The 22,266-nt window shown below is 38.8% G+C and carries 26 protein-coding genes, 4 tRNA genes and 1 pseudogene; 7 read left to right on the forward strand and 24 right to left on the reverse strand.

The genetic code is table 11. The annotated features are described in order from the left end of the window. Positions 1 to 14 precede the first annotated feature (14 nt). A complete protein-coding gene (locus AB1467_00005; GenBank protein MEW6294668.1) occupies positions 15 to 98 on the forward strand; it encodes a DUF2080 family transposase-associated protein in 84 nt (27 codons plus the stop codon). A 53-nt stretch (positions 99 to 151) separates the two neighbouring features. Here the strand turns inward: AB1467_00005 and AB1467_00010 are convergent, their stop codons facing one another. From AB1467_00010 to AB1467_00040, 7 genes are all read right to left on the reverse strand, one after another. Then, entirely contained in the window at positions 152 to 298 is a 147-nt protein-coding gene (locus AB1467_00010; protein MEW6294669.1) for a hypothetical protein, read from the reverse strand. Between the two features lie 33 nt (positions 299 to 331). Continuing rightward, on the reverse strand, positions 332 to 1,015 hold the full coding sequence (locus AB1467_00015) for an eight-cysteine-cluster domain-containing protein (GenBank protein ID MEW6294670.1): 684 nt from the start codon (positions 1,013 to 1,015) through the stop codon (positions 332 to 334). A 52-nt stretch (positions 1,016 to 1,067) separates the two neighbouring features. Beyond that, complete coding sequence (locus tag AB1467_00020) at positions 1,068 to 1,922, reverse strand: A24 family peptidase (GenBank protein MEW6294671.1); 855 nt, start codon at positions 1,920 to 1,922, stop codon at positions 1,068 to 1,070. A gap of 15 nt (positions 1,923 to 1,937) precedes the next feature. After that, positions 1,938 to 2,678: a class I SAM-dependent methyltransferase gene (locus tag AB1467_00025; protein ID MEW6294672.1), complete on the reverse strand. Its 741-nt coding sequence runs from the start codon at positions 2,676 to 2,678 to the stop codon at positions 1,938 to 1,940. A gap of 29 nt (positions 2,679 to 2,707) precedes the next feature. Continuing rightward, positions 2,708 to 3,124, reverse strand: a complete 417-nt coding sequence (locus AB1467_00030; protein ID MEW6294673.1) for a HEPN domain-containing protein — start codon at positions 3,122 to 3,124, stop codon at positions 2,708 to 2,710. Continuing rightward, positions 3,111 to 3,677, reverse strand: a complete 567-nt coding sequence (locus tag AB1467_00035; protein MEW6294674.1) for a nucleotidyltransferase domain-containing protein — start codon at positions 3,675 to 3,677, stop codon at positions 3,111 to 3,113. Before AB1467_00035 ends, AB1467_00030 begins: the two co-directional genes overlap by 14 nt. 76 nt (positions 3,678 to 3,753) lie before the next feature. After that, a complete protein-coding gene (locus AB1467_00040; protein ID MEW6294675.1) occupies positions 3,754 to 5,097 on the reverse strand; it encodes a signal recognition particle receptor subunit alpha in 1,344 nt (447 codons plus the stop codon). An 81-nt stretch (positions 5,098 to 5,178) separates the two neighbouring features. Between AB1467_00040 and AB1467_00045 the strand changes: the two genes are divergently transcribed. Then, entirely contained in the window at positions 5,179 to 5,583 is a 405-nt protein-coding gene (locus AB1467_00045) for a hypothetical protein (protein MEW6294676.1), read from the forward strand. A 51-nt stretch (positions 5,584 to 5,634) separates the two neighbouring features. Beyond that, the gene (locus AB1467_00050) at positions 5,635 to 6,171 is read left to right on the forward strand and encodes a hypothetical protein (protein ID MEW6294677.1); all 537 of its coding nucleotides are present in this window, start codon (positions 5,635 to 5,637) and stop codon (positions 6,169 to 6,171) included. 10 nt (positions 6,172 to 6,181) lie between these two features. Here AB1467_00050 and AB1467_00055 read toward each other — a convergent pair whose 3' ends face one another. The 11 genes and pseudogenes from AB1467_00055 to coaE all read right to left on the reverse strand — a co-directional run bounded on the left by AB1467_00055 (position 6,182) and on the right by coaE (position 18,014). Beyond that, a complete protein-coding gene (locus AB1467_00055) occupies positions 6,182 to 7,324 on the reverse strand; it encodes an RHS repeat-associated core domain-containing protein (GenBank protein MEW6294678.1) in 1,143 nt (380 codons plus the stop codon). 3 nt (positions 7,325 to 7,327) lie between these two features. Beyond that, positions 7,328 to 12,604 (reverse strand): DUF6443 domain-containing protein, encoded by a 5,277-nt coding sequence (locus tag AB1467_00060; GenBank protein MEW6294679.1) that lies wholly within the window; start codon positions 12,602 to 12,604, stop codon positions 7,328 to 7,330. Positions 12,605 to 12,704: 100 nt separating this feature from the next. Beyond that, the gene (gene ftsY / locus AB1467_00065) at positions 12,705 to 14,027 is read right to left on the reverse strand and encodes a signal recognition particle-docking protein FtsY (GenBank protein MEW6294680.1); all 1,323 of its coding nucleotides are present in this window, start codon (positions 14,025 to 14,027) and stop codon (positions 12,705 to 12,707) included. 45 nt (positions 14,028 to 14,072) lie between these two features. Next, positions 14,073 to 14,534, reverse strand: a complete 462-nt coding sequence (locus AB1467_00070; GenBank protein MEW6294681.1) for a hypothetical protein — start codon at positions 14,532 to 14,534, stop codon at positions 14,073 to 14,075. Next, the gene (rpl18a, locus tag AB1467_00075) at positions 14,531 to 14,743 is read right to left on the reverse strand and encodes a 50S ribosomal protein L18Ae (protein ID MEW6294682.1); all 213 of its coding nucleotides are present in this window, start codon (positions 14,741 to 14,743) and stop codon (positions 14,531 to 14,533) included. The genes AB1467_00070 and rpl18a overlap by 4 nt, the downstream gene beginning before the upstream one ends. Beyond that, positions 14,744 to 15,409 (reverse strand): translation initiation factor IF-6, encoded by a 666-nt coding sequence (locus tag AB1467_00080; protein MEW6294683.1) that lies wholly within the window; start codon positions 15,407 to 15,409, stop codon positions 14,744 to 14,746. Positions 15,410 to 15,415: 6 nt separating this feature from the next. Next, on the reverse strand, positions 15,416 to 15,961 hold the full coding sequence (locus tag AB1467_00085) for a 50S ribosomal protein L31e (protein MEW6294684.1): 546 nt from the start codon (positions 15,959 to 15,961) through the stop codon (positions 15,416 to 15,418). Between the two features lie 6 nt (positions 15,962 to 15,967). Further along, positions 15,968 to 16,192, reverse strand: a complete 225-nt coding sequence (locus tag AB1467_00090; GenBank protein ID MEW6294685.1) for a hypothetical protein — start codon at positions 16,190 to 16,192, stop codon at positions 15,968 to 15,970. Continuing rightward, entirely contained in the window at positions 16,189 to 16,509 is a 321-nt protein-coding gene (locus AB1467_00095) for a DNA-binding protein (GenBank protein ID MEW6294686.1), read from the reverse strand. The genes AB1467_00090 and AB1467_00095 overlap by 4 nt, the downstream gene beginning before the upstream one ends. A gap of 76 nt (positions 16,510 to 16,585) precedes the next feature. Next, positions 16,586 to 17,026, reverse strand: a pseudogene (locus tag AB1467_00100) (30S ribosomal protein S19e). A gap of 97 nt (positions 17,027 to 17,123) precedes the next feature. Continuing rightward, complete coding sequence (gene coaE / locus AB1467_00105) at positions 17,124 to 18,014, reverse strand: dephospho-CoA kinase (GenBank protein ID MEW6294687.1); 891 nt, start codon at positions 18,012 to 18,014, stop codon at positions 17,124 to 17,126. A gap of 64 nt (positions 18,015 to 18,078) precedes the next feature. Here coaE and AB1467_00110 point away from each other — a divergent pair, with 64 nt between their 5' ends. Together AB1467_00110 and AB1467_00115 are read left to right on the forward strand one after the other, a co-directional pair. Further along, a complete protein-coding gene (locus AB1467_00110; GenBank protein ID MEW6294688.1) occupies positions 18,079 to 18,270 on the forward strand; it encodes a hypothetical protein in 192 nt (63 codons plus the stop codon). Further along, positions 18,267 to 18,593 (forward strand): hypothetical protein, encoded by a 327-nt coding sequence (locus AB1467_00115; GenBank protein ID MEW6294689.1) that lies wholly within the window; start codon positions 18,267 to 18,269, stop codon positions 18,591 to 18,593. Before AB1467_00110 ends, AB1467_00115 begins: the two co-directional genes overlap by 4 nt. A gap of 9 nt (positions 18,594 to 18,602) precedes the next feature. Here the strand turns inward: AB1467_00115 and AB1467_00120 are convergent. Next, a tRNA-OTHER gene (locus AB1467_00120) sits at positions 18,603 to 18,775 on the reverse strand. A 5-nt stretch (positions 18,776 to 18,780) separates the two neighbouring features. Beyond that, positions 18,781 to 18,908: transfer RNA gene (locus AB1467_00125), tRNA-Gly, on the reverse strand. 147 nt (positions 18,909 to 19,055) lie between these two features. On the opposite strand from AB1467_00125, the gene AB1467_00130 reads away from it, so the two are divergent. Further along, positions 19,056 to 19,568: a hypothetical protein gene (locus AB1467_00130; GenBank protein MEW6294690.1), complete on the forward strand. Its 513-nt coding sequence runs from the start codon at positions 19,056 to 19,058 to the stop codon at positions 19,566 to 19,568. 3 nt (positions 19,569 to 19,571) lie between these two features. Here the strand turns inward: AB1467_00130 and AB1467_00135 are convergent. The 4 genes from AB1467_00135 to AB1467_00150 form a co-directional block, all read right to left on the reverse strand. Then, a tRNA-Gly gene (locus AB1467_00135) sits at positions 19,572 to 19,643 on the reverse strand. A gap of 49 nt (positions 19,644 to 19,692) precedes the next feature. Further along, on the reverse strand, positions 19,693 to 21,396 hold the full coding sequence (locus AB1467_00140) for a transglutaminase family protein (GenBank protein MEW6294691.1): 1,704 nt from the start codon (positions 21,394 to 21,396) through the stop codon (positions 19,693 to 19,695). Between the two features lie 54 nt (positions 21,397 to 21,450). Beyond that, complete coding sequence (locus AB1467_00145; protein MEW6294692.1) at positions 21,451 to 21,615, reverse strand: hypothetical protein; 165 nt, start codon at positions 21,613 to 21,615, stop codon at positions 21,451 to 21,453. Between the two features lie 20 nt (positions 21,616 to 21,635). After that, positions 21,636 to 21,708, reverse strand: a tRNA-Val gene (locus AB1467_00150). A 98-nt stretch (positions 21,709 to 21,806) separates the two neighbouring features. Here AB1467_00150 and AB1467_00155 point away from each other — a divergent pair. Then, complete coding sequence (locus AB1467_00155; protein ID MEW6294693.1) at positions 21,807 to 22,241, forward strand: hypothetical protein; 435 nt, start codon at positions 21,807 to 21,809, stop codon at positions 22,239 to 22,241. The last annotated feature ends 25 nt before the right edge of the window (positions 22,242 to 22,266 follow it).

Below are 22,266 nucleotides of genomic sequence, written 5' to 3' on the forward strand. Positions count from 1 at the left end.
TACTAGAAAGAACCATAACGCCATTCGGAACATCAGCAAAAGCAGACGTTCCCAAAAAATATATTGGAAAAAGAGCCTACATCGTTATCCTAACCTAAAAACACACTAAAATTATGTCCCAAAGCCCTAACAATCGGGTTTTTTAGTAAATTTACCATTTCCCTTTATCGCACGCAAGGGAAGTGAAGGTATATTCTTCCTTCAGCCTGCACCAGTTCCTGTTCTCTTCTTTCCTGTGAGCTCTTCCGGACTGGCTTTCAGTGAAATAAAAGCAGCCTTTACAAGTTCTTGCAACCATTTCCTTTCACCTTCAATTAATTTTAATTTAATTTTATTTGATTTTGTTCAAGCATTCAAGATATGTGGGATTATGCTTCCAGGCACACTTTCCTTCAATGCAACTGCACGCGCTGAACTTCAAGCAGTCAAACTCAGGCTTCCACATGCACGTAGTAAAAACAGGATCTGAATTTTTGACCCTGCAGATTTCCCCTGAACAGCCGTCAGCAACGCAGTCAGCATCAGCCACGCACTCGCTTTTTTCAAAGCAATTCACTCCGCCTGAAAATTCCTTCAAGTAATCTTCAATTCCCTGAACTGCATTCATGTCAGGGCAGTGATAGCTCCTTTCAATTATGTTTTCATCAAAATACTCCATTGAAACAGTAATCCCGCCGGTATCAGTGCAGAAGCCTTCCGATGAAGGATGAGAAAGGATGAATTGCTCTAACTCACTCAATTCACTGCCTTCAATTGCCGCAGTGTAATTTCCGTCCCTTCCGTCTTTTGCATTACTGCAGGAATACTTTGCGATAATAGGCCCTGTGTCAATTCCAGTTTTTCCGCCTTCAATAACCAATTTTTCTGTTCCCTGAAGTCCTGCAATAGTAATTATCCCGTTTTCAATTGAAATTCTCTTTACCGAAATTTTTTCTTCTTTTTTCTGCGTGCAACCGCTCAACGCTATTCCCACGGCCAGCAAAAGCGCAACCGCAAAAAGAATTTTTTTGTGCATGATAATAATTAGAATGCAGGAAAATATAAATTACTGCTTTTATTGCAAGGCTTCAGGCGAAGATAAAAGCCAGGGCATTAGGCCAAATCAATGCAATTAAAACTCCTAAAAAAATGAAGGGCCCAAACCTTGGAAGATTTCTGTAAACAAGAACGCTTTTCACGTTTAATTTCCTTAATTTCTCCTTCTCTTTCTCCCCTATAACGCCCTTGGCACCCAAACCTAATTCCTTCAGCAATTTTTTGTCCATAAATTCTGTTGCAATTACCTCGTCCTCCTCCAATTTGCCCAAAGGAATTTTTTTGAGGAAGAATTCCTTTTTTATTCCCCTCTCAAATGCAACAAACAATAAAGCGCAGTAAATTGGAATCAGCAAAAAGGAATAATTCCTGAAAGGAAAAGAGGTGAAAGAGAAAAGAAAGTAAAAATACGAAGAAAAAATTATTCCGAGGAGCACAGCATTCCTTATCCCCGCATAATTCTCCTTTAATTCAATCCCTTTTTTTGCATACTTAACAAGAAAATAAACTGAAAGAAAGCTAACAGAAATCAAGGCAGAGAAAAATAGGGCCTGCAATATAAAAACATTAAATGGGAACAATTGCTGCCCGTAAAAAGGCAGTACAAGGGAAATTCCCAAAAAGAGCTTTACGTCGCCTCCCCCGAGCTTTCCTGAATAATAAAGGATGTAACCCAAAAACAGGACTACAACTGCAAGTGAGAACAATTCCTCAATTGATGCAACCCAGGTTCTCATCACTAAAACCTCAGTCACATTCAAGAATAAGCCCAACCCAATCATCGAATAAGTAATCTTATCCGGAATCAATCCAGTCCTGAAATCAGTATATGCCCCAATAAGGCATCCAACCAAAACAACCAAAGACCTGAACTCCAAAAAAAGCATTTTTGTTTCACCACTTTATTCTTTTTTTAATTTAAAGTAAGCAAATACAGGCACACCTGTTCTTTCTTTATATTTTTTGTCAATTTTTGCTACCTCTTCAGAAATTGGCACTTCAATCATTTTTTCTAAAAATAAATGGTTTTCCTTAAATTCATTCAAGTAACGGGAGAGGGGCCTTCTATAAACAGTGAATTTGCCGAAGCCAGGAATTGTGCCAACAAGAATTCGCTCTTCTGAAGTATAACGCCTTAATCTTCTTGTAATACTTTCAGTTTTTGCTTTTATGTCATTAAAGAAAAGATTGTACAAGGGGTGAACAATTACTATATGAATTTTGCCTCCTTTTTTGGTCACCCTACTTAACTCTCTGGTTGCCGTCTCAATTCTTGGGAGATCCATAAATACATTATAGCAGATTACACAATCAAACTGCCCTTCCTTGTAAGGTGTTTTTTTTATAAGGTCTGCCCCCCTAAAATCAACAAAATCATATCTTTTTCTTGCAATTTTGATGAGCTGTTGCGATATGTCAAAGGCAAATATTTTTTTAGGTTTTAATTTTGATAAATACTTTATAAAAAAGCCGTTCCCGCAGCCTGCATCAAGGACATTTTTGCCTTTTAAGTTTCCAATCTCTTCCAAAAGAATTAAATTCATCATTCTTGTTCTGAGTATATCTTCATGGGCCCCCAGATATTTATCCCATGCTGCTGCAAATTCCCTGCTTTGATAAATAATACTGCTTTTGCCCGCCACCTATTTTCCCCCGATTTTTCTTTTTGCAATTATCTTGATTTTTTCAATGAATCCTTCAGCTTTATTGTATAGATAATCAATTTTTTTGGGAATTCTGTTTTTATTACATTATATTGGACTTCCTGCCTTAACCCGCGCAATAAGTCGAACATTGAAATATCTTCTCTTGAAAGCATTTTGCTTGAAACATAATGTGTTTCAAGATACTTTTGAAGGCAGTAATGGCTTTTTTCTTTAATTTCATCCAGATAAAGAAGGGCTCTTGCAGCATGAAAGACAGAATTATACAATGCAATTAATGCCATCTCCTTCTTTTTTATTTCAATTAAATCATAAGCCTCATTCAAGAAAAATTCAGCCTGCTTCAAGTCATCTGAAGCAAAAGCCTTGTTTTCAGGAATCTTCTTTAATTCGCCTTTCCTGAAGCACTCTTCAAGTTCTTTCAAGGCGCTCACCATACAAAACAATGCTAGAATAAATTATTTCTTTTAGTATGTTTGAATTGCTTTTTCGCATTTCCTCAATTTTTTTGGGGGTCAAAATAATCAGCTGTACTTCCCTGCCCAAGGCTTTCTCCACATCCATTTTAATTGAATTGACTTTAAGCAAATCAAAGATTTTCTCAAAGTAAATACACAAATCTACATCGCTTTTCTCTGAAAAATTGCCTTCAATACTGCTCCCAAACAGATATGCCCCCCTAGGCTTTAACTCAATTAATTTCTTGAATGCAGCCAAGTGCAGGATCTTGTTCGTGATGGAAAAAGAAACAATCCTTCTGGCCAGCACAGAATCAAAGGAAAGACAAAGCGTTAGCCTGTTCTTTTCCCTCTTAGAAAAAATAACACCTTCCCTAATCAAACTTTTAGCTATTGAGAGGATAGTGCTTGGCGCCATATTTAATTCTTCAGCAAGCTCCCTTACATAGTAAGGCCTTGAACTAAGCTTTTCAACAACCCTTAATGAATTTGCCCCCAAAAAATCAAATTTTTGAACCATGTAATAAAAATAGTTTGTTCGAATTTAAAAACATATTGTTTTATTTAAAAAACATTTTGTTTGATAAATCGAACAGTTACCTTATCTTGAATTTCTTTTTTTTGCCAAACTTCTTCATCAGCTTTTCCATTGCACCTTTTTTTTCCAGGAATTTTGGGTCGTCCAATTTCCTGAAAGACTTCCAGACGCGCTGCATTTGCTTGAAGTGCTTGAGGAGTTCCCTTACTTCTTCTTCCTTTTTGCCTGAGCCCTTTGCAATCCTTGAAATCCTTGAATGACTCAGTAAATCAGGATTGAGTTTTTCTGCTTTGGTCATTGAATCCATTATCACCTTGAATCCATCCAGTTTTGTTTCGCCCACATCCAACTGCTCTTTTGGGATCTGCATGCTCAACCCCATCATTTCTGTCACCTTGCTTAATGGTCCAAGCTTCCTTGCAGCCTTCAATTGCTTGTAGAAGATCTCCAGATTAAATTCCTTTCTCATTAATTCCTCCAAGTCAATTTCTTCTTCCTCTGAAGCCTCCCTTGCTTTTTCAAGCAATGTTTGAAGGTCGCCGTAGCCCATTATCCTTCCCAAAAACCTTTGAGCGTCAAATTCCTCTAGGTCATCCAGCTTCTCCCCTGTTCCAATAAAATACACTGGAGCATTAGTAATAGTGCAGGCAGCAATTGCCCCCCCGCCTTTTGCTGATCCATCCATTTTTGTTAGGAGAACGCCATTCACTCCAACAGCTTCATGGAATGCCTTGGCCTGTTTTCCTGCAATCTGGCCAATGTCTGCGCCCAAAACCAAAAGCGTGAGGTCAGGCTTTAATTCAGAATTAATTTCCTTTATTTCCTTCACTAATTCCTTGTCTAAAGCGCTCCTTCCTGCTGAGTCAATAATAATTAAATCAAAGCCTTTGAAGTATTGAATTCCTTCCCTTGCAACCCTTGCTGCATGCTTTTCTTTTTGGTTGCCATAAAATTGTACGCCTGCTTTTTCTGATACCTGCTGCAATTGCTCGAATGCTGCTGGCCTGAAGGTGTCAGCGCAGATCACTCCAACCTTTTTCCCTCTTTTCGCGTAATACTTTGCCAGCTTTCCAACACTCGTCGTTTTCCCGTGGCCATAGGTTCCAACCATCATAATCCTTTTAGGTTCAGCAATCTTTTTCGGCTTCTCTCCACCCAGCAATTTCACTAATTCGTCATAAGTGCTTTTTATCATGAATTCCCTTCTGTTGATTCCTTCAGGAACTTCCTTGAACGCGTTCTCCTCGATTTTTTTTGAGAGCTGTAAAACTAATTCAATTTCCACGTCAGAGGAAATCAAGGCTCTCTGGATTCCCTTCACTACCTCTTTTACTGTGTCTTTATCCAGAGGGCTTGTCCTAAGCCTTTCAATCGCATTCCTGAGCTTTTCGCCTAAACCCATTTTTATCCCCTATAAAAATACTAAAATAAAAATAATTATAAATGGCGGAGAATCAACATATTAATAAGGCAGGGTAATTGAATGACAGCTAAGAGGAAAGTTCCTTTAAGGAGGCTGAAAAGGATTTCAGAAATAGAAGGCAGAGTAAAAAATTTCCGGGAAAAAATTAAAAGAGAAAAACTAGATAACAGAAAAATAATTGGACTAATAAAACATTATAATAAAATTTTACGGCCCCCAGAAAGATTAAACTTAAGCACGTTGACTGAAAAGCAATTGCTTTCCTTAATCTGGGATGCAAACAAGAAAGCAGCATTTCTTGAAAGAATGCAGAATTTCGTTAAGCCAATAAAATCCCGCAAGACAGGAAAAATCTTGCCCATAAAAGCAGAGCTGAGGAGGCTTGCAAGAATTTATGGTGATAAGGCATTCCAATTAGAAGAATACTACAGGAGAAACTTTAAAGCAAAAAAAAGGAAGAATTAAAAAGAAGGTTTTCCAATTAATTAAATTATAAAATCATAATATTTTTGGAAGGTGAAGAAGATCAACCCTAAAATCAAGCGCGCTGGAAAAATAGGCATAGCAATAGTTGCTGGGGGAATTTTATATTACTTAAACTTAAATAAGCCTCTCACCCCAAGAGAACAAAAGAATGTTTCAGAATACTTAAATAAAGTGGTAATCCCTTCACCTGAATTCAGAAAAAAATTTGATTTAGTTCCGGTTGATACCTCAACGCTTTACGCTAAAGATACTCTTTATGGCAAAGTCCTCAAAAATTCATTGGTTGCTTTAGAAGATACTTTGCCCAGGCAGCCACTAGAAATTCTTTCCAGAAGAAAAGAATTTATTGATTCTTTAACAACCTACCTGGAAGCTAAAATCAGGGAAAATAAACAACTGCCACACCGCATGCGCCTGAAACCAGAAATATATCCATTCCTTCATAAAGGACCGCCGCAAATTTTCCGCGGGAAAAGCTACCCTTACTTAAAGGGGCGGGATGGGGTTGTTTTCACTCAGAAAACAAGATGGCCTTACCAAAAAAAGGTGCCAAGGCACGGAAAATAAAAACCATTGATTATTTTTTTTGCTGTTCCCAATATTTTATTTGGCTCTTGATGTCATTTCTTCTTGCATCCAGAAGCTGATTGACAAAATCATACTGCTCTCTGTTTAATACATTATTTTTATAGTCATTTAATACTTTCTTGGCTAAAAAATTATTAATAAAGGCGAGTTCTGCTTTATGCCCTAAGATTTCAATGTCTGCCTTTGAAATGCTGCCGCCGGTTTTATAGAAGTCGCTTGAGTGGGCATATTCATGGGCGATTGTATAATAACTAGCATAGTAGTAAGCTACATCCAGCATACTCGATGAAGGGCTTATGTTAAATGTTTTTGTTAATGAAGGCAAGAGCGTAATATCACTTTGTATTAATGTGTCCAGTACTGTTACACTTGTTGTTGAATCGCTATTTAAAAGGTCTACTACTCTTCCAATATCTGCAATGCTATACCCTTTCATGTTAAGCAGGGTCTTCTGGTTAGTTGAATTAAAACGCACTTCAAGAAATATTGAGCTCAATGTTGCTCCAAGCGGTTGCAGTGAATCTTTTATGCCACCATAAGAAACCTTGGGAATTTGGCCTTCGTTGAATGAAATGAGCAAATCGCTTTTTAGTGAATCAAAGTTAACGCCCGCAGATTTATAGTAATTTGAAACCTCTTTCTGCTTGTCTTTATAAGTTGAGGTTACCTCTGCGTTCCCGCTTGGGTCAACGAACTTCAAGGGATTATTGCTCACATAAGAATACCTATTCAGTGTCTGCGGTTTCTCTAATTTCCCTGAAACCTTGTCTGCTGTAATGAACCTTCCAATTAATGGGTCATAGTATCTTGCGCCGTAATAATACAAATTGCTTTTTGGGTCCAATTCCTTTCCAGTAAAGCCGTAATTGGTTGAAGAAGTGCCTGAGACCTGCAGTGTGTTGCCGTAAGGGTCATAGGATTCCTGCATTACTGAGGCACCAGAAGAGTTTGTCATCAAAGAAGTGCTTCCCAGCTGATCCGAATGATAGTATTCAACACTGCTTCCATTCACAATTCTTGCAATCCTCTGGCCGTTGGCGTAAAAATAGGTTGTGTTTGTTTCAGTGAATGCTGCAGCTAATTGAATGATTAAAAGAAAAGCAAAAAATGCAATTAATTTTTTATATTTCATTTTTTATTCCACCGTTGTAACTAATCCTGTCTTGGGAACTGTCTTCGTTAATGGTATTGTTGCAGTGTTGCTTGAAATGCTTAAATTGAATTCTAATGCCTTTTCATCTATAACTTCAATTTCATTCAATTTAAGGCTGCTCAAATCAATTGAACTGAAATTTGCAGGCTTTACACTCAGCACAATTATTTCCCCTGAACCTGAAGAAATGCTCTTGCTTCCGTCAGGGCTTATTAACCCTGCAACAAATTTGCCTGAATTGCCAGAGAAAGCCAACTGCATTCCATTCGTCCTTACTGTAGTTGAAGCCCCCTGAATGATTAATTTTTTTGCGTCATAATTCAATGAAATTTCCACTGCAGAGGCATTGGAGTCAAGCTTTGCTGTAATTGGAACAAGGACTGTCTTGTTCAAGGAATCAATCCTTCCAGAGCCAAAGCTTATTCCCGCATTTCCAGCCTTCAATAATGCCTGCCCTTGGCCTGAAATTTCATTGTGACATCCAGGCAAAGGCTGATGGCCTCCTTTGAATAAATATGAAACCAGATAAACAACATCTGCTACAGTTTGCTTGCAGTCTCCATTTGGATCTGCAGCAAGCAGCAAAGCAGGTACATTCCCTCCCTTGAACAGGTAATTCACCATGAAAACTACATCTGCGATAGTGCTTTTGCTGTCATTGTTTGGGTCTCCTGCTGTGTAAGCAATATTCCTTTCATACAATGCATTTCCTTTTAGGTCATATAAATAATAGGTTACATTAAAGGAAATAGAATTATTGCTTCCCTCAATTTTTTCTGCCCTCAAGCCTTTGTAATTGTAAATGAATTCAGAGAAGCTTCCGTCTGAAAAATCAATCCTCTCCAGCCCGTTCTCAGAATCATAAGAGTAAGAGGCACTACTGCATTCAGGGCCTGAACAATTCTTTCCTTCAAGGTTTCCTGCTGCATCATAACTTAAATTAATTAATGGAACTCCTGCCTTTTTTACTTCAAGTAATTCTTGTGATTGCCCAGCTGTTTCATAGGCATAACCGTAAGAATAATCCACCCCTGAATCATTCATTGTCTGCCTGTTTCCGGCCTTGTCATAAGAGTAATTCAATGTTTTATTGACGGGATAATTTATTGTTGCACTCAAAAGCCTGTCAAGGCCATCATAAGAATAGGAAGCACTCAACTGCCCTTGCCCTGGCGCTGCACTCATATAAGTTTTCTCTAAATTCCCTGCTGCATCGTACTCAAAATAGCGCTGGAACAAAGCATTATTACCCGGATCTTTTATGTCAATGCTTTTCATCCAGTCCCTGGGATAATAATCGTAAGAAGCTTTCACTTGGTTGCCGTAATCCACTTCCTTCACTGAATTGTTCGGGTTGTAAGAAAAGGAAGCTAACTGTAAACTTAAAGTCAAATTGTCTGCGTGGTCGATCTGGTTCAATTCATTATAATAAAATTTAAGGGTTGTTCTCTGCGGGTCAGGGTATTTAATTGTTTCAATTCCGTCAGCAGAATTATAAGTGTATTCTGTGACATATGCCTTTCCGTCAATTTTCGCCGTCTCTTTTGTTAGCCTGCCTCTTTCATCGTACTCAAAGCTTGTAATTCCGGATTCATCTGTTACTTGGCATAACTTGCCTTTTCCGTTCAAGCAGGAGTCATAGGCATTTATTACATCCGTTCCTGAGGGATAATCAATTTTAGTCAGCCTGTTTAGTGCATCGTATTCATAATTTATTGTTCCTTTAGGGGTAATCTTTTGAATAAGGTTGCCTTCATCATCGTACTTTAATTCAGTTGTTCCAGTGTCTGGATGCACTTCCTTTACAAGCCTTCCGAGGGTGTCATAATAGTATTCAGTCTTGTGACCTTCTGCGTCAGTAACAGAATTAAGGTCGCCAAAATAATTGTACTCATAGGAATTTGCATTAGTGTAAGTTCCACTGCAGGCGCTGTCATTAGAGCATTCCTCCACTTTAACCAGTTCCCCGAATTCATTGAAGGAACTTCTCTTGTCGTGGCCTTTCTCATCAATTAAGGTAGTATTTCTAATTCCATTGTTTACCCCAAAGTTTGTTGTTATATTGCTGCTTGAGGCAGGCGGAATTATTTTATTGACTCTGTTCAGGGGGTCAGCATAATATTGTGTTTCAGTGAAATAGTTTTGCCCTTCTGATTCCTTGTACGGCTTAAACTGCTTCCAAGCCCTTCCAGCCAGGTCGTATTCAGTTTTCGTGAGGATGTCATTCCCGCTGTTCAAAGTTCTTGTTCCAATGCTTCTCCCTAAGCCGTCAAAGTATTCAATGCCAACAGAATTTTTTGTTTCATCAATCTTTTGGGTTTTTTTTATCCAGTCGCTTTCAGTATTGCTTATTAGATACTCATAATTTACTGAAGGCCCTGCATCAAGAGGCTTTTGTATTGATTTAAGCCTTGAAAAATCGTCATAATAATAATTTGCAGTGAAATTGTTAGGGTCAGTAATTGAAGACAACTGCTGTGTTAATGAGTCATAAGAATACTGTGTCACCAAGTCAATTCCTGCAGGGTTTTTTCGTGTTATTTTCTTCAGGTAAGCGTAATTGAATGCAGGGTCATACTCCATTATTGTTTCATTTCCGTCAGGCGAAACAATCTTTCCAACATTCCCGTAATTGTCATAATTCAGGTACTGTGTGGTAATCCATTCGTCTGCTTCCTTTAAACCGTTTTTGTTCCTGTCAAGCCATTGAAGCCCTTTACTTTTATACCACCTGTTGCCGTACTTCTCGTAAAGGGTCCTTTCCTGCTTGTCAAGCCATTTGCAGGCCTCAGTGCCACTGTTGATTTTGCAATCCAAATACCATGTTTGATAAGGATAGGTATAAATGTGAGCCTGTTTCATCCCGCTAAAATCGTGTTCATCAAATGGAGGTCCCCTGCCAGTGTCCCACGCATAAACAATTTCCTTTTTTCTTATGCTTGAAATAATTGGAGAAGAGTATTTGAATTGTTCTTCCTCGCTTAAAATCCTGATATATTGCCAAGAGTCTTTTGCTGCAGGCCCCATGGCATAATCAAACCTGTTCAATATGTCCACGCTGTTCCCGCTTTCATCGTAATAAGTTGACCTAGTGCTTGTAAGGCCGTCCCAGTAATAAGTGAACAAAAGATAGCTGTCCGAGGAAGTGCCGAAGTACTTAATTTCATTTATTAAATAAGGGTTTCTTGAGTAAGTTATTTTTTTCACTAGCTTGTTCTGGCTGTTGTAATATTCTTCAGAATATTCATTTCCCCTCATTCCTGAATTCTCTGAGTGCTGGAAAGAATAAATCAAAAAATTCAGGCCCCCTGCATTCTTGAAAGGAATTTGAACACACCAGTAACTTGACGCGCACACCTGGTTTGATCCTCCGGGATACTTGACTGGATCAGGGATAATATTTGTTCTGTCAGGCCTGTTGTAGAGGGCAAAATTCCTTCTCGTCCTCCAGCCTTCCCCTTCAAAAACTTCATCTATTTGGTCATAGTAAACAAAACTTTCTTCTTCAGCAATAGGATAAAAATAATTGACTGAATTAGGATTTTCGTATGGATTATAAATGTGATATTTATGCTTAAGCCAAATTATTGGCGTAGAACTCATGAAACCCATATTAGGGATTTCCCCACTAGCACTGTAAGAGTAACTGTACGCATAATTGCTTTCCTCATCATCTTGAATTTCAATTTTCCTTATCCTTGTGCCACCCAAGGCATAATATTTTGCTCCCTGCCCAAAATCATGCCAGATTGTGTCATCTCCGTAAGTGAATTTCTTTTTTGCTCCACTCGGATAAGCAATTTCAGCTAAACTCCATGCTTTCGCGTCATTGAGCGGAATTTCCTGGTACAATAAATCCAATCCATTTTCAAAGGTGCTGTAATAACCAAACATGTCCTCGTGCAATAAAATCCAGCTATTTTGTGAGTCATAGGCAAGATTGTAGCACGGATAAGATGGATTATAGTCAGACATGGATTCATTGTAATCAAAAGAATAAGGAGGCAGGAAAGAGCCATCACTTCCCTTCAAATAAATATTTTTCAAGGTAGTCTTTGCCCCGTAAGTATTTCCGCTGACAGTGCAGTGTGCCAGGCTTGCATCTTTTAGGGCATAATTAAAGTCAATTCCCTCAATAATTTGGCCTGCAGGATTGCTTCCAGTGCCTGAATACTTGAAAAGCTTTATTTCTTTCAGCCTTTTTGTTTTCTCTCCCTTGAGGCTATCGCCGGACTCAAAAGGGTTATTCCATTCACTTAAGGTCTCAGGGTTAACAATGTTTTCTCCTGCAAATTCGTCCTCCAAAACAAATTCTGCTACATTGGTTGGGGTAACAATCCTGTAAAGATAAGTTATTTCTTTGTGGAATAAGGGCGGCACATAGTTTGCTGGGTCTGCATTATATGCCTGCCAGTCAAAATCGTGAGCATAATGGTATGCTTTAACAGGATAGTATTCTATTGCAACCCAATTCCCCTTGTTGTCTGCGGCAGGGCTAGTGGAATTTAGTGGATTTAAGTCTTGGGGTGAACTGCCATCCACATAGTCTGGAGAAAGGATTGCTGTAAGAAGCCATTTAACATTATGGGGCTCTTCAGGGCAAGAAAATTTTTCTTCATCTCCATTCCAGAAAAGGTCAATGCCATTGCTTTTCAAGCCCAGTTCATAAATATATCTTGTTCCGTCAGGGGCATAATAAATGAATTTGCTGTAATCAAATGCGTGATGGCCCAGGCTTACTCGAGTCCCTTCAAGGTCTTCTCCGTTGTCAATTGGGGCAGAAACAAATTTTGGGTTGAGATGTATTTGGTCGCTTGCTGTGCCCCCAGATGAAGAAGAAGTAATATTACTGAAATTTATTGAAGAGGTCGGAGTGGTTACAACAAATTTGTCAGGCAAGGGGTCAGCAGAATCCTTATAACTGCTGCAGTCCCAGGTTGGGGCATGAAAATCGTAAATATTAATTGGAATTCTTGTAACAGAACCTATTTCTAGGTTCCATCCTAATCCAATCCAGGAAGCTGGCTGCCTTACTTTAATTCCTGAATGGTAATAAGCAATCAAAGGAAAATCCAATCCATTCCTTCCTTTTACAGTCATCAAAGGAATACTGAGGCTTAAATCGCCCCTATAATCAACACCTTCTCTTCCAATTGAAGGCATTGCAAAAGGCTTTGGCGCCTCAATTAATTCATTGGTAAAGGTTACTTCTTGAGGCAGGGCAAAAATGATCTGGAAAAAGCTAATAAAAAACAGCATTGAAAAGAGTAAAATAAATTTATCATTAATCTTTTTATTTTCCGTTTTACCCCACCATTTACTACTTAAAGGTAGCAAATATTATGTAGCAAAAAGTATTTTAAACAATTACCCTGTCAATGATATAATCTGGGGTAAACTCAATCAGGTCATCATATCCTTGGCCTGTGCCCACAAAAAGAATTGGCTTCTTTAGCTTGTGCAGGAGAGAAATTGATGTGCCTCCTTTTGCATCGCAGTCAATTTTTGTTAGAATAAAACCATCTATTTCAATCCATTCATTGAATTGAGTTGCCTGCTCCAGCAAGGCATTGCCTGCCATTGCCTCTCCAACAAAAATTTTGAGGTCAGGTTTGATCACCCGGTTAATCTTCTTTAATTCATTCATTAAGTTGACGTTCGTATCCTGTCTGCCTGCAGAATCAATTAACACTAAATCAATTTTTGCTGCTTCAGCTGCTTTAACTGCATCAAATGCTACTGCTGCAGGGTCTGCGCCATACTTGTGCTTTACTACCCTCATGCCCAATCTGCCTGCGTGCTTCTCCAATTGCTCTATTGATGCAGCCCTGAAGGTGTCTGCTGCTGCAAGCACAGCGCTCTTCCCCTCCTTCTGCATTTTATGAGCAATTTTTGCAATGCTTGTAGTCTTTCCTGCGCCATTAGGCCCCAAAAATAAAATTACAAAAGGCTTCTTTTTTTCAGCCAAAAAGAAAAAATTTATTTGCTCTGTCTTCATTACCCTTTCAAGTATCCCCCTTATTTCTTTCTTAAGGAATTCATTTACATCTTCCCTTCCCTTAATTTTTTTTCCTACCAATTCTTTTCTCATCTGACCTGCAATCTCTTTTGCTGTATCCTGCTCTACATCGCTTTCAAGCAATGCTAATTCCAATTCACTCAAAAAATTCTTTATGTCTGCTTCCTCTATTACTACTTCGCCTGCAAAAAATTTCCTGAGTTTTGATTTAATACCTAATCTTGCTTCAGGCTTCCTTTCCTTTAGTTCGTACTCAACCAATTTCTCCTCAAATTTTTCTTCTCCAACTTCCTCCAAGGCCTTTTCTTCAATTATTTTTTCTTTTTCTTTTTCAATTTCTTTCAGCGCTTTCTCTCTTTCTTCTCTATCTTTTTCTGCAAGTTTTTCTTTTTGCCTTGCAACTAATTCCCTTAATTCTCTTTCATCTTTCTCTCTTAACTCCCTCATTATCTCTAGTTCTTCTTCTGTAAGTTCCTGCTCCAGAACTTCTTTTTCTTTGGGTTCAAGTCTTGTCTTTTCCTCTAACTCCTCTTTCTTTTCTTCAATTATTTCTTCTTTCAGTTCTTCAGGCTTTTCTGATTCTTCTGCTTCCCCTTTTTTTTCTATTGAATTCTTTATTTTTTCAGTGAAAGAGGAAATCTTTTTCTTCAAGAAATCGAACATTATGCAAAACCTTACAAAAATTCCTAAAAACTAATTTTCAGGCAATTATCTCTTCCTGCTTCTTGCAGCCTGTGCCTGAACTGCATTAATAATCCTGCTCAAATTATTCAAATTAGAATAAATCCTTTCCCGGTCTCTTAAAAGCAATTCCAATGTCTTCTGCGCGTTTTCCTTCCTTTTCTTTAATTCCTCTGAAACCTCTTCAGGCGAAACATCCAAGACAACATTCCCGGGAAGGCTTTTCTTGAGTTTCTTTGCATTAGAAACAGCGCCTTCAATAAAGACACCTGAACCCAAATTAACAAGTATTGGGCCCTCAAAGCCTTCCTTGCTCAACTCCTTTAATGACTCTTCAGCGAAAAGCACTTCAGTCAATGCAGTCTGAACAGAATTAATCTGCATTGAAATGGAATCAAGCTTTGCTTTCTCTTCCTGAAACAAAGCAACAATCTGTTCCCCTGAAAGCTTTACTTGTTTTGCCTGCCTTTCTTCAACCATTTTTTTCATCCCCTTACTTCTTCCACTTCAATTATTTTAATGCTTCTCCTTTTAAGCCCGTTCTTTGAACCGAACAGGCTGTAAGCCAATTCCCTTGCGTGGCCTTCATTGAATGCATGAATCTTTTTTGAGAACTTCTTTTCGCCTTTATTAAAAGAAATCATTCCCTTTACCTCAAATTCCTTTTCCTCAAATTTTCTTTCTTTTATTTTCTTCATTTATTCTTCACCGCTCAATCCTTCATCAATCCTGAGCATTTCATGAGGTGACGTCTGCTCTCCAATCAATGCCCCCTTGCTGTTTGCAATAACATCATTTGCAATGAAAGGATTGCCATAATTTGCAGTGCTTGTAGTGCCCTTCACCTTCAAGGCCTTTTTTATTAAATTGAATTCCTTTTGCGTTACATTGGGGTGCACAACAAAGCCCTTGTTTGAGGCAACAATGCAACTGCCTGCAATCTCGGTGTTTGCAATTAAAGTCCTAATAAATTCTATCCCGAAAAACCTTTTAATATCTTGCACTAAACCCTCAGGCATTAGCGGGCTCATAATGCCCCCAAAGTCATTCAATGCAATCAAGTTTCCCAAGGCATTAATGCCTTGAATCACTTTAATCTTCACTCCATTTCCTTCCAGTTCCCTTAATTCCCCTTCCTCTATTATTTCAGGTACAATAAACCCTTTGCTGTTGCCTTTTGCAAGGATTCCTATTAAATCGCTGTCCGCAATGCTTGCCTGTATTGCCTCCACTTCAAGGAGTTCTTCAATTCCCCTTAATTCTCTTGCAGAAATTGTTTTGGGCAGCAAAGCAATTTTTTCTGTTACAGAAGCAAAAACCCCAATGAAAGGGCTTCCGTTAATAGCCTTCTTTTCTATTCTCATCTGCCTTTACCTGCTTGTTTCGTGCCTTTGAGTTTTTCTCATCCTTGACTCAATCTCAAAGCCTTTCTCTTTTTCTTTCTTTTCCATTCTCTTTCTCTCTTTGTCTTCCTCTATTTCCCCTTCCTTCTTCAACCTCTCTTTTTCCTTTTCTTCCTTTTCTTCTCCCTTTCCCTCTTTTTCGTCTTTATTCTTTTCCTTTTCAGCCTTTTCTTTCTCTGCTTTCTCCTTTGCTTTTTCTTCTTCTGCTTTTTTCTTTTCTTTTTTGGCTTTCTCCCATTCCTTTAATTCTTTTTCGCCTTTCAAGAAAGCAATTACTTTTCCCTCTTCCTCAAGCAGTTCAATTTCAAGCCTTCTGGGAATATTATGGATGCCTCTAGACCAAATGCTTTCATTTAATTCCTGCGAAAGGCTTATGCTCTCCAAATCCACTCTCTTATGTTTTCTAATGAATTTCTTCAGGAAGGCAATTGCCTTTTTTGCTCTCTGGCCCCTGGAGCATTTCACGAAAACCTCCTTTAAAGGAACAATATAACTTGAAGAACCTGCGGGCATTATCTTTCACCTTTTACCCTTCTTTTTCTGGCTTTTTCTCTGTTTTTTCTTGTACATTTTTCCCAAATCAATCTGCCTCCAGGTCCTCTTCTGCTTTTTGCTGAAAATCCTTTTGCCCCTCTTCCTCACAGCCCATACTGGGGCATTGGTTATAGAGGAGCCAATCTTTTTTCTCTGGGAGATAAAGAAGTCCTTTTTTTCTTTGTCTTTCACTCTTGCCATTTTTTTCATTTCCTTTTTATTTTTATTTCCCTTTTAACATTTAATTTCTCAAGCAACTGCTTCATTTGCCCTTCCGAAACCTTTTGTTTTATGTAACCGTTTTTTGCAAGCCAGATCAGGTTCTGGACTGCAGCAGAATAAAGCTCCCTGTTCACAAGCCTTACATTGCTCAGCCTTGCTTTTGCTTCCTCTGAAAGCAACTGCATTAAGGCTGAATTAATTTTTGATTCTGCTTCAAGCGCCTGCTGTTCTGCAATCTTCTGTTCTACAAGCCTCTTTTTTAATTCACTTAGTTTTTGCTCCCTTGCCTGCTCGTCCTCGTTCATCTTTTTTCCCTTTCTTGGCTTCAGCTGCCTTGGGTTCTGATATTTTCTCTTCCTTGAATGAAAGCCTGTAAGCCTTTTTCTTCTCTTTCTTTGGTTGTTCCTTTAATTTTTTTGCTAATTCCTTCGAAACCTTGTTTAAGAATGAAGTTCCCTTTGCTGTAATTGCCCTTCCCTTCTTTTCTTTTTTAGTGAAGCCCAATAAATCTAATTGCTGCAGGCAGCTCCTAACAATTTTTCCTGAGGCCCTGTAAACCTTTTGAGGCCTTACCCCCCGGTTCTTTCTTCCTCCATAGTAAGTCCTCAGGCTTTGAACTCCCTGAGGACCATCAACATAAATCCTCCTCAAAATTGAAGCCATTCTCAGGTAATACCAGTCTTCCTGCTGTGGTGCTCTCTCCCTGCTCACGCCAGTCTTCACAAACTCAGTCCAAGAAGGCTTTTTTACGCCTTTCTGCTTTAACTCAAGTGCTATTTCCTGCACTAAGTCTGTTCCCGGCACATCAAAAACTGAAGCCATATTTTAACCTCAAAAACTCAAAAAAACATAATCAGAGTCAAATCAGAACTCTTTTGTTTATTAAAAACTCTTTTGAAAGAATGTTTTTAAACCTTTATTAATTGGAGCTCAATTCAATCCATGCTTTTGCCGCTTTCTCCCTTAATTCCTGCTCCGAGGCATTGTTTTCAATTGCAATGTCTGCCTTCTTCAACTTCTCTTTTACTGGAAGCTGAGAATTAATCTTCTGCAGGGCCCCTCTCTCGCTCAGCCCTTTTTTCTTGAGCCTCTCCAGCTGTTTTTCTTTATTGCTCCACACGACCACAAGCTTTTCAGTCAACCCCAAAGCATTTTTCTCTTCCACCAATAATGCTGACTCAATTACAACAAAATCCTTTTTTGATTTCTGGATTAATTCTTTTAATTTTTTTATTGTAACAGGATGCACTAAAGCATTCAGTTCATGCATTTTCTTTGGGTCAGCAAAAACAATCCTTCCCAATTCACTGAAATCAATCCTCTTTTTTCCCGCAATTTTTTCTCCAAACTTTTCCTTCAGCAATCCATTCAATTTCCTGTCCTTCACCATCAATTCCTTTGCAATATCATCCGCCTTCAAGACTTCAGCTCCATTTTTCTCAAAGACTTCAGCCACAATGCTTTTACCGCACGCAATGCCCCCAGTTACCCCTATTACAATCTTGCTTTTTTTTCCTTCTAGAAAAATCTTCTTTACTGTGCCGCAGCCCTTGCACTTCAGCCATAAAGCTTTTCCTTTCACCCTTACAGTGGAATTGCCTTCAAGGAGGGCAAAACACTTCTTGCAGTACTTTTCCTTCAATTCCCTTGGAATTCTCACCCTGTTTCTAGTGCTAATCCTCTTCATTAATCCAAGGTAATCCCTGCTCCTTTCCTTATGCTCCTTCCAGTTCTCCAAAGCCAAATCCATTAACCTGTACATGCGCTCTAACGCAATCTTTTGAACGAATTCCTTATCTCTGCCCTTCATATATGCCCTAAAAACTAATTAAATGGAAAACCATATAAATAAGTTTAGCCCACAAATAATGCTTATGAAGAAAATTATGATTGCAATTGCATTCATATTATTATTTTCCGTAATGGTAAAAGCAGACGTAGCTGGTCCAGAAGCTTACTTGCCTTTAATAGCCTTAATAATTGCCTTCCTCTTAATAATTGGTCTAGTATTATATTTCATTCTAAAGAAATCCAAACAAGCAAAAAAAATCAAAGCGGTAAAATGACCTTCACCTTCACTCAAGCATTAATTCTTACATGCATAATTGAAACCATAATTCTTGTTCTATTCTTTTACAGAGAAATAAGAATACAGAAATTGATTATCGCATCCTTTGTAGTGAACTTAATTACCCTGCCGATTGCTTGGATTGCACTGCCATTAATTCCACTCAACTTTCTACTTAATTTCATTTTAATTGAAGTATCAGTATTTCTAGCAGAATCACTTATGCTGAAAGTAATCTTTGAAGAAATCCAGACAAAAAGAATTATTATTGCAGCCTTTGCAATGAATTTTGTGACTGCAGTAATTGGACTGCTCTCATAAAATTTAAATCGAGCCCGGGGGGATTCGAACCCCCGACACCTTGGTTAAGAGCTACGCTCCTGCCAAACCCAAACTTTTCTTTTCTTTGGGCTTGTTTTCTTTTTTGGGCAACTTGCACTTTTTTCTTTTCCCAAAAGAAAAAAGGGCAGGTCAAGTGCTCTGCCAAGCTGAGCTACGGGCCCCTGTGTGCGCCCGCCGGGATTTGAACCCGGGTAATGAGCTTTCTCTCCAGCAAAAGATTACTGTAACGCTGGGCGTTTTCGTAAGCTTCCACTAGATGGAAGGCTCATGTCCTAACCACTAGACCACGGACGCAAACCGTCACGCCCGGTTTACGTGCGAATACTATTATTGCCCTTTCAGACCAATAATAGGATTTCCTCGCTTTAGCTCGGAAAACATCCAAAGAAATTGTTTACTGCAAAATATTTAATAATAAAAGCACTCATTAATGTAATTGATATGGCTTACAGACCTCAAAGATTAAGGCCGAAAAAAAGAATTGGGAGAAAGATATTAATTGGAGCTACAGTGGTTGGCTTAACTGCTGGAAGCATTCTTGGAGGCAGAGCAATATATAAAAAACACCAGGCAACAGTCAAGGCTAGAATTGAATTCAAGAAGCAGATTTCAGAGAACCCCTTGACTCTCACTAAGAGATGGCCTGAATTTAACACTTCTTATGTAATGTCCTTGGATTCAATTGCAGTAAAAACAAAATTGCCCCTTCCAACAGTAATAAGGAATCTGGCCAGATATGGTGGCAGAGAAGATTTATATAAATGGAAGAACTTGCTTCAACATACAAAAGACCCTGTCATGAGAGAAAGAGCTAGAAAAATTGTCTTACTGCTTGAAACAGTGAATGAAAACCAAAGCACAGTGCTCAGATGGACTCTTGAATTTATCAGAGACCCAAAAAACAGAGGAATACTCAAGGAAATGGACAAGATATCAAAATTAAAAGGAAAATAAGTTTGCGATCGCCGGGATTTGAACCCGGGTTACGAGCTTGGCAAGCTCGTGTGCTAACCACTACACTACAATCGCTTTTGCAAGGCGTAAATAATTTCTGAGCAAAGAAGCCTTTTATTCCTTTTTATTTTCTTGTGCCCCTAAGAAAAAAACCTATTATAATAACAAAAATTAATATTGTGCCTAAAACCCCCGCAATAAAGTATTTGCTGGAGAATATTTCCTCTAATGACTGCAGTTCTTTTCCAGCATTGCTTGCAGGAGGCTTTGCTGTCTCTTCCGGGATTTTAATTGAGTAAGGGTTTTCCACATCATTTGCTGTGATCACAAGGTAGACACTTGTTTCAGGCACAGCGTTTTTGACTGTGTAAGACAGTTTCTTTTCCTGTATTGCAGGAACTGTCTCACTGTAATGTTCTTCCTTTCCGTTATAATTCAAGTCAATTAGTACAGTGCCCTCCTTGCTTCCAGTGTTCTTTAATTCTATTTCCAGTTTCATTTCGTTGCCTGAAATGAAAGGATTGACGTTCAGGATTGAAATATTGCTCTGCTGTTCTCCGGAAAAAGTTTTGTCTGTTACAGTAATCTTTTCTTCAAGGCTCTGGTCTATTGACTGCAAGGCAAAAGAGTAAATAAAGTTCTTTCCTTTCTCCCCTTGGCCCGGACTCAAGGCATTCCACTCAATTGCCTTTTCTTCTCCTGCCTCAAACAATTCAAGCCTTTCAGGCCTGTCAACAGAGAAATCAGAATGCATTCTAAGGCTTAAAGGCGCGATCAAGGGAAAAGAATTCAGGTTCTTTGCATTCAGTTTTATTTTGAAGGGTTCGCTTAAATCCACTTGTAATGGAAAATCCAATTTCAATTCGAGGAACCCAGAAAAATTATTTTTTGAATTAATCTCAATTGAGGGCTCATCTTTTATCAGTTCAACACTAATTCCTTCAGGATAGACGACAGAGTCAGTTGCATCAGAGATGTCAACAACCTTTGCAAGCGTCAAGTGGGTTGCGTCAAGGAATCCTGCCTCACCATAAGTTGAATCAACACCAATCCAGCCTGTTCCAGGAAGAAAGACTTCAAGCCAGCCGTGGTTTCCCCACCTATCCCCATCAAAGGATACCCCAACATTATATCTTGCAGGAATTCCTTTTGCCCTGAAGAATGCTGCAGTAAGGTTTGCGAATTCATCGCAGACGCCCCCCCTTACTTCATAGACTTTTTTTGCGCTCAATACAAGAGGATAGTAATTAAAGTCATAGACAACATTTGAATGCACCCAGTCAGTAATGCTTCTAACGCTCTCAAGAAAGGAATTGCTCTGAAAGTCCAGTGCAACCTTGCTCTTTATTGCGCTGTCATCTGACTCAATGTATTTTGAGGGAGCAAGGAATCCGCTTTGTTCTGTTATCGCCCTGCTTAAATCATAGTCTTTGCCTAAAACAATAGCCGAACTGGTAATTACATTTGCCTTTATTTCGTAATTGAATGAAGGAGTATTTGCATGGCTTGCAAGGTTTTTAATTGAAAAGACAGCGTACCTGTTTCCATTAATTGTCTCGTAAGTCGGCGCAATAACGTCATTTCCAATGTACAGTTTTTCTGTTATGCTCTGCACTTTCTGGTTTTCTGTACTGCTCAAGGTGAGGACTTTAACCTGAATTTCATTGCTTGCCCCGACATTCCCGTAAAAGCTTCCGTGGCCTTTAAGGCTTACATTCAAATTCATTTCCTGCACTGTGTTGGGGTCGAAAAGGAATGCACTGGAAAAAGGAATTATAATTAAGAGAAAAAAGCAGGCAGACAACAGCAAAAGCGTGAACTTCTTCATATAAAAAAAAGGAAAGGCAATCAGTATTTTAATTTAATTAATTTCAATTTGATTTCACTCTTTTTTCTCTTCTTCTGGGAACATCCATCTCTCCTTTAAAGGCTCTCTTGTGGTGAAGCCGCACTTAGGGCACGCCCACACCTCAGCTAAAATTTCCCCCGAAGTCTCATTGTACTGGAACCCCATTTCTGCTCCGCACCTAAGGCAACGCATGATCATTCAACCCAAAAAAATTTAATTGGGCCCGAGCGGAATCGAACCGCTGACCTCCACGGTGTAAACGTGGCGTCCTGACCGCTAGACGACGAGCCCAAGAAAACAAAATTGCTCTCAAAATTAATTTTTGCAGCAAACATTTAAATATAATTAATGTGTAATAAAATTGGATTGCCAAAAAAAGGCTGAAAAAAATGAGGAGAATAATTTTCTTTAGGTTAGGCACAAGAAACCTGCACTTGCCCAAACTGATTGGTGCATTCATTTTCTTTGCTGCGCTGCTTTTGGTGCTTCAATCAATTTCGACAATGTTTGAGACCTGGCAGATGGTTGCAGACTTTCCCAGCTGTATTTCAGATGCGGCAGGGACTGGTCAATTGAGCTTCATGAAGTACGTTGACTGCAAGGACGCATTATACAAGACTACAGGAATTGTGGTGAGAGGCGGGGAAACGCAGTTAAGCATGAAGCAGTACTTTGTTGCTTTGACAGCACCTATTGTGTACTTGTTCTTCTGGCTTGCAGTATTCCTTGCAGGCGTAATGGTATACAAGTCCGGCTCATTGGTAATTCCAATTGAAGAGTCTGTGAGGCAGCTCAGAGAAAAAATCAGGAAAAAAAGCAGGTAAAAGCAAAAGTTAATTAATCTCTTTT

It is taken from the genome of Candidatus Diapherotrites archaeon (assembly GCA_040755695.1).
Classification (GTDB): Archaea; Iainarchaeota; Iainarchaeia; order Iainarchaeales; family 1-14-0-10-31-34; genus JBFMAK01.

Excerpts from the sequence above, each read along its gene's own strand:
- AB1467_00130 (MEW6294690.1), top strand. The coding sequence starts at position 19,056 with ATGGCTTACAGACCTCAAAGATTAAGGCCGAAAAAAAGAATTGGGAGA.
- AB1467_00070 (MEW6294681.1), bottom strand. The coding sequence starts at position 14,534 with ATGAAAAAAATGGTTGAAGAAAGGCAGGCAAAACAAGTAAAGCTTTCA.
- AB1467_00155 (MEW6294693.1), top strand. The coding sequence starts at position 21,807 with ATGAGGAGAATAATTTTCTTTAGGTTAGGCACAAGAAACCTGCACTTG.
- AB1467_00145 (MEW6294692.1), bottom strand. The coding sequence starts at position 21,615 with ATGATCATGCGTTGCCTTAGGTGCGGAGCAGAAATGGGGTTCCAGTAC.
- AB1467_00035 (MEW6294674.1), bottom strand. The coding sequence starts at position 3,677 with ATGGTTCAAAAATTTGATTTTTTGGGGGCAAATTCATTAAGGGTTGTT.
- AB1467_00015 (MEW6294670.1), bottom strand. The coding sequence starts at position 1,015 with ATGCACAAAAAAATTCTTTTTGCGGTTGCGCTTTTGCTGGCCGTGGGA.
- AB1467_00080 (MEW6294683.1), bottom strand. The coding sequence starts at position 15,409 with ATGAGAATAGAAAAGAAGGCTATTAACGGAAGCCCTTTCATTGGGGTT.
- coaE (MEW6294687.1), bottom strand. The coding sequence starts at position 18,014 with ATGAAGGGCAGAGATAAGGAATTCGTTCAAAAGATTGCGTTAGAGCGC.
- AB1467_00055 (MEW6294678.1), bottom strand. The coding sequence starts at position 7,324 with ATGAAATATAAAAAATTAATTGCATTTTTTGCTTTTCTTTTAATCATT.
- AB1467_00140 (MEW6294691.1), bottom strand. The coding sequence starts at position 21,396 with ATGAAGAAGTTCACGCTTTTGCTGTTGTCTGCCTGCTTTTTTCTCTTA.
- rpl18a (MEW6294682.1), bottom strand. The coding sequence starts at position 14,743 with ATGAAGAAAATAAAAGAAAGAAAATTTGAGGAAAAGGAATTTGAGGTA.
- AB1467_00110 (MEW6294688.1), top strand. The coding sequence starts at position 18,079 with ATGAAGAAAATTATGATTGCAATTGCATTCATATTATTATTTTCCGTA.
- AB1467_00040 (MEW6294675.1), bottom strand. The coding sequence starts at position 5,097 with ATGGGTTTAGGCGAAAAGCTCAGGAATGCGATTGAAAGGCTTAGGACA.
- AB1467_00010 (MEW6294669.1), bottom strand. The coding sequence starts at position 298 with ATGGTTGCAAGAACTTGTAAAGGCTGCTTTTATTTCACTGAAAGCCAG.
- AB1467_00095 (MEW6294686.1), bottom strand. The coding sequence starts at position 16,509 with ATGAACGAGGACGAGCAGGCAAGGGAGCAAAAACTAAGTGAATTAAAA.
- AB1467_00020 (MEW6294671.1), bottom strand. The coding sequence starts at position 1,922 with ATGCTTTTTTTGGAGTTCAGGTCTTTGGTTGTTTTGGTTGGATGCCTT.
- AB1467_00115 (MEW6294689.1), top strand. The coding sequence starts at position 18,267 with ATGACCTTCACCTTCACTCAAGCATTAATTCTTACATGCATAATTGAA.
- AB1467_00085 (MEW6294684.1), bottom strand. The coding sequence starts at position 15,961 with ATGCCCGCAGGTTCTTCAAGTTATATTGTTCCTTTAAAGGAGGTTTTC.
- AB1467_00045 (MEW6294676.1), top strand. The coding sequence starts at position 5,179 with ATGACAGCTAAGAGGAAAGTTCCTTTAAGGAGGCTGAAAAGGATTTCA.
- AB1467_00060 (MEW6294679.1), bottom strand. The coding sequence starts at position 12,604 with ATGCTGTTTTTTATTAGCTTTTTCCAGATCATTTTTGCCCTGCCTCAA.
- ftsY (MEW6294680.1), bottom strand. The coding sequence starts at position 14,027 with ATGTTCGATTTCTTGAAGAAAAAGATTTCCTCTTTCACTGAAAAAATA.
- AB1467_00090 (MEW6294685.1), bottom strand. The coding sequence starts at position 16,192 with ATGAAAAAAATGGCAAGAGTGAAAGACAAAGAAAAAAAGGACTTCTTT.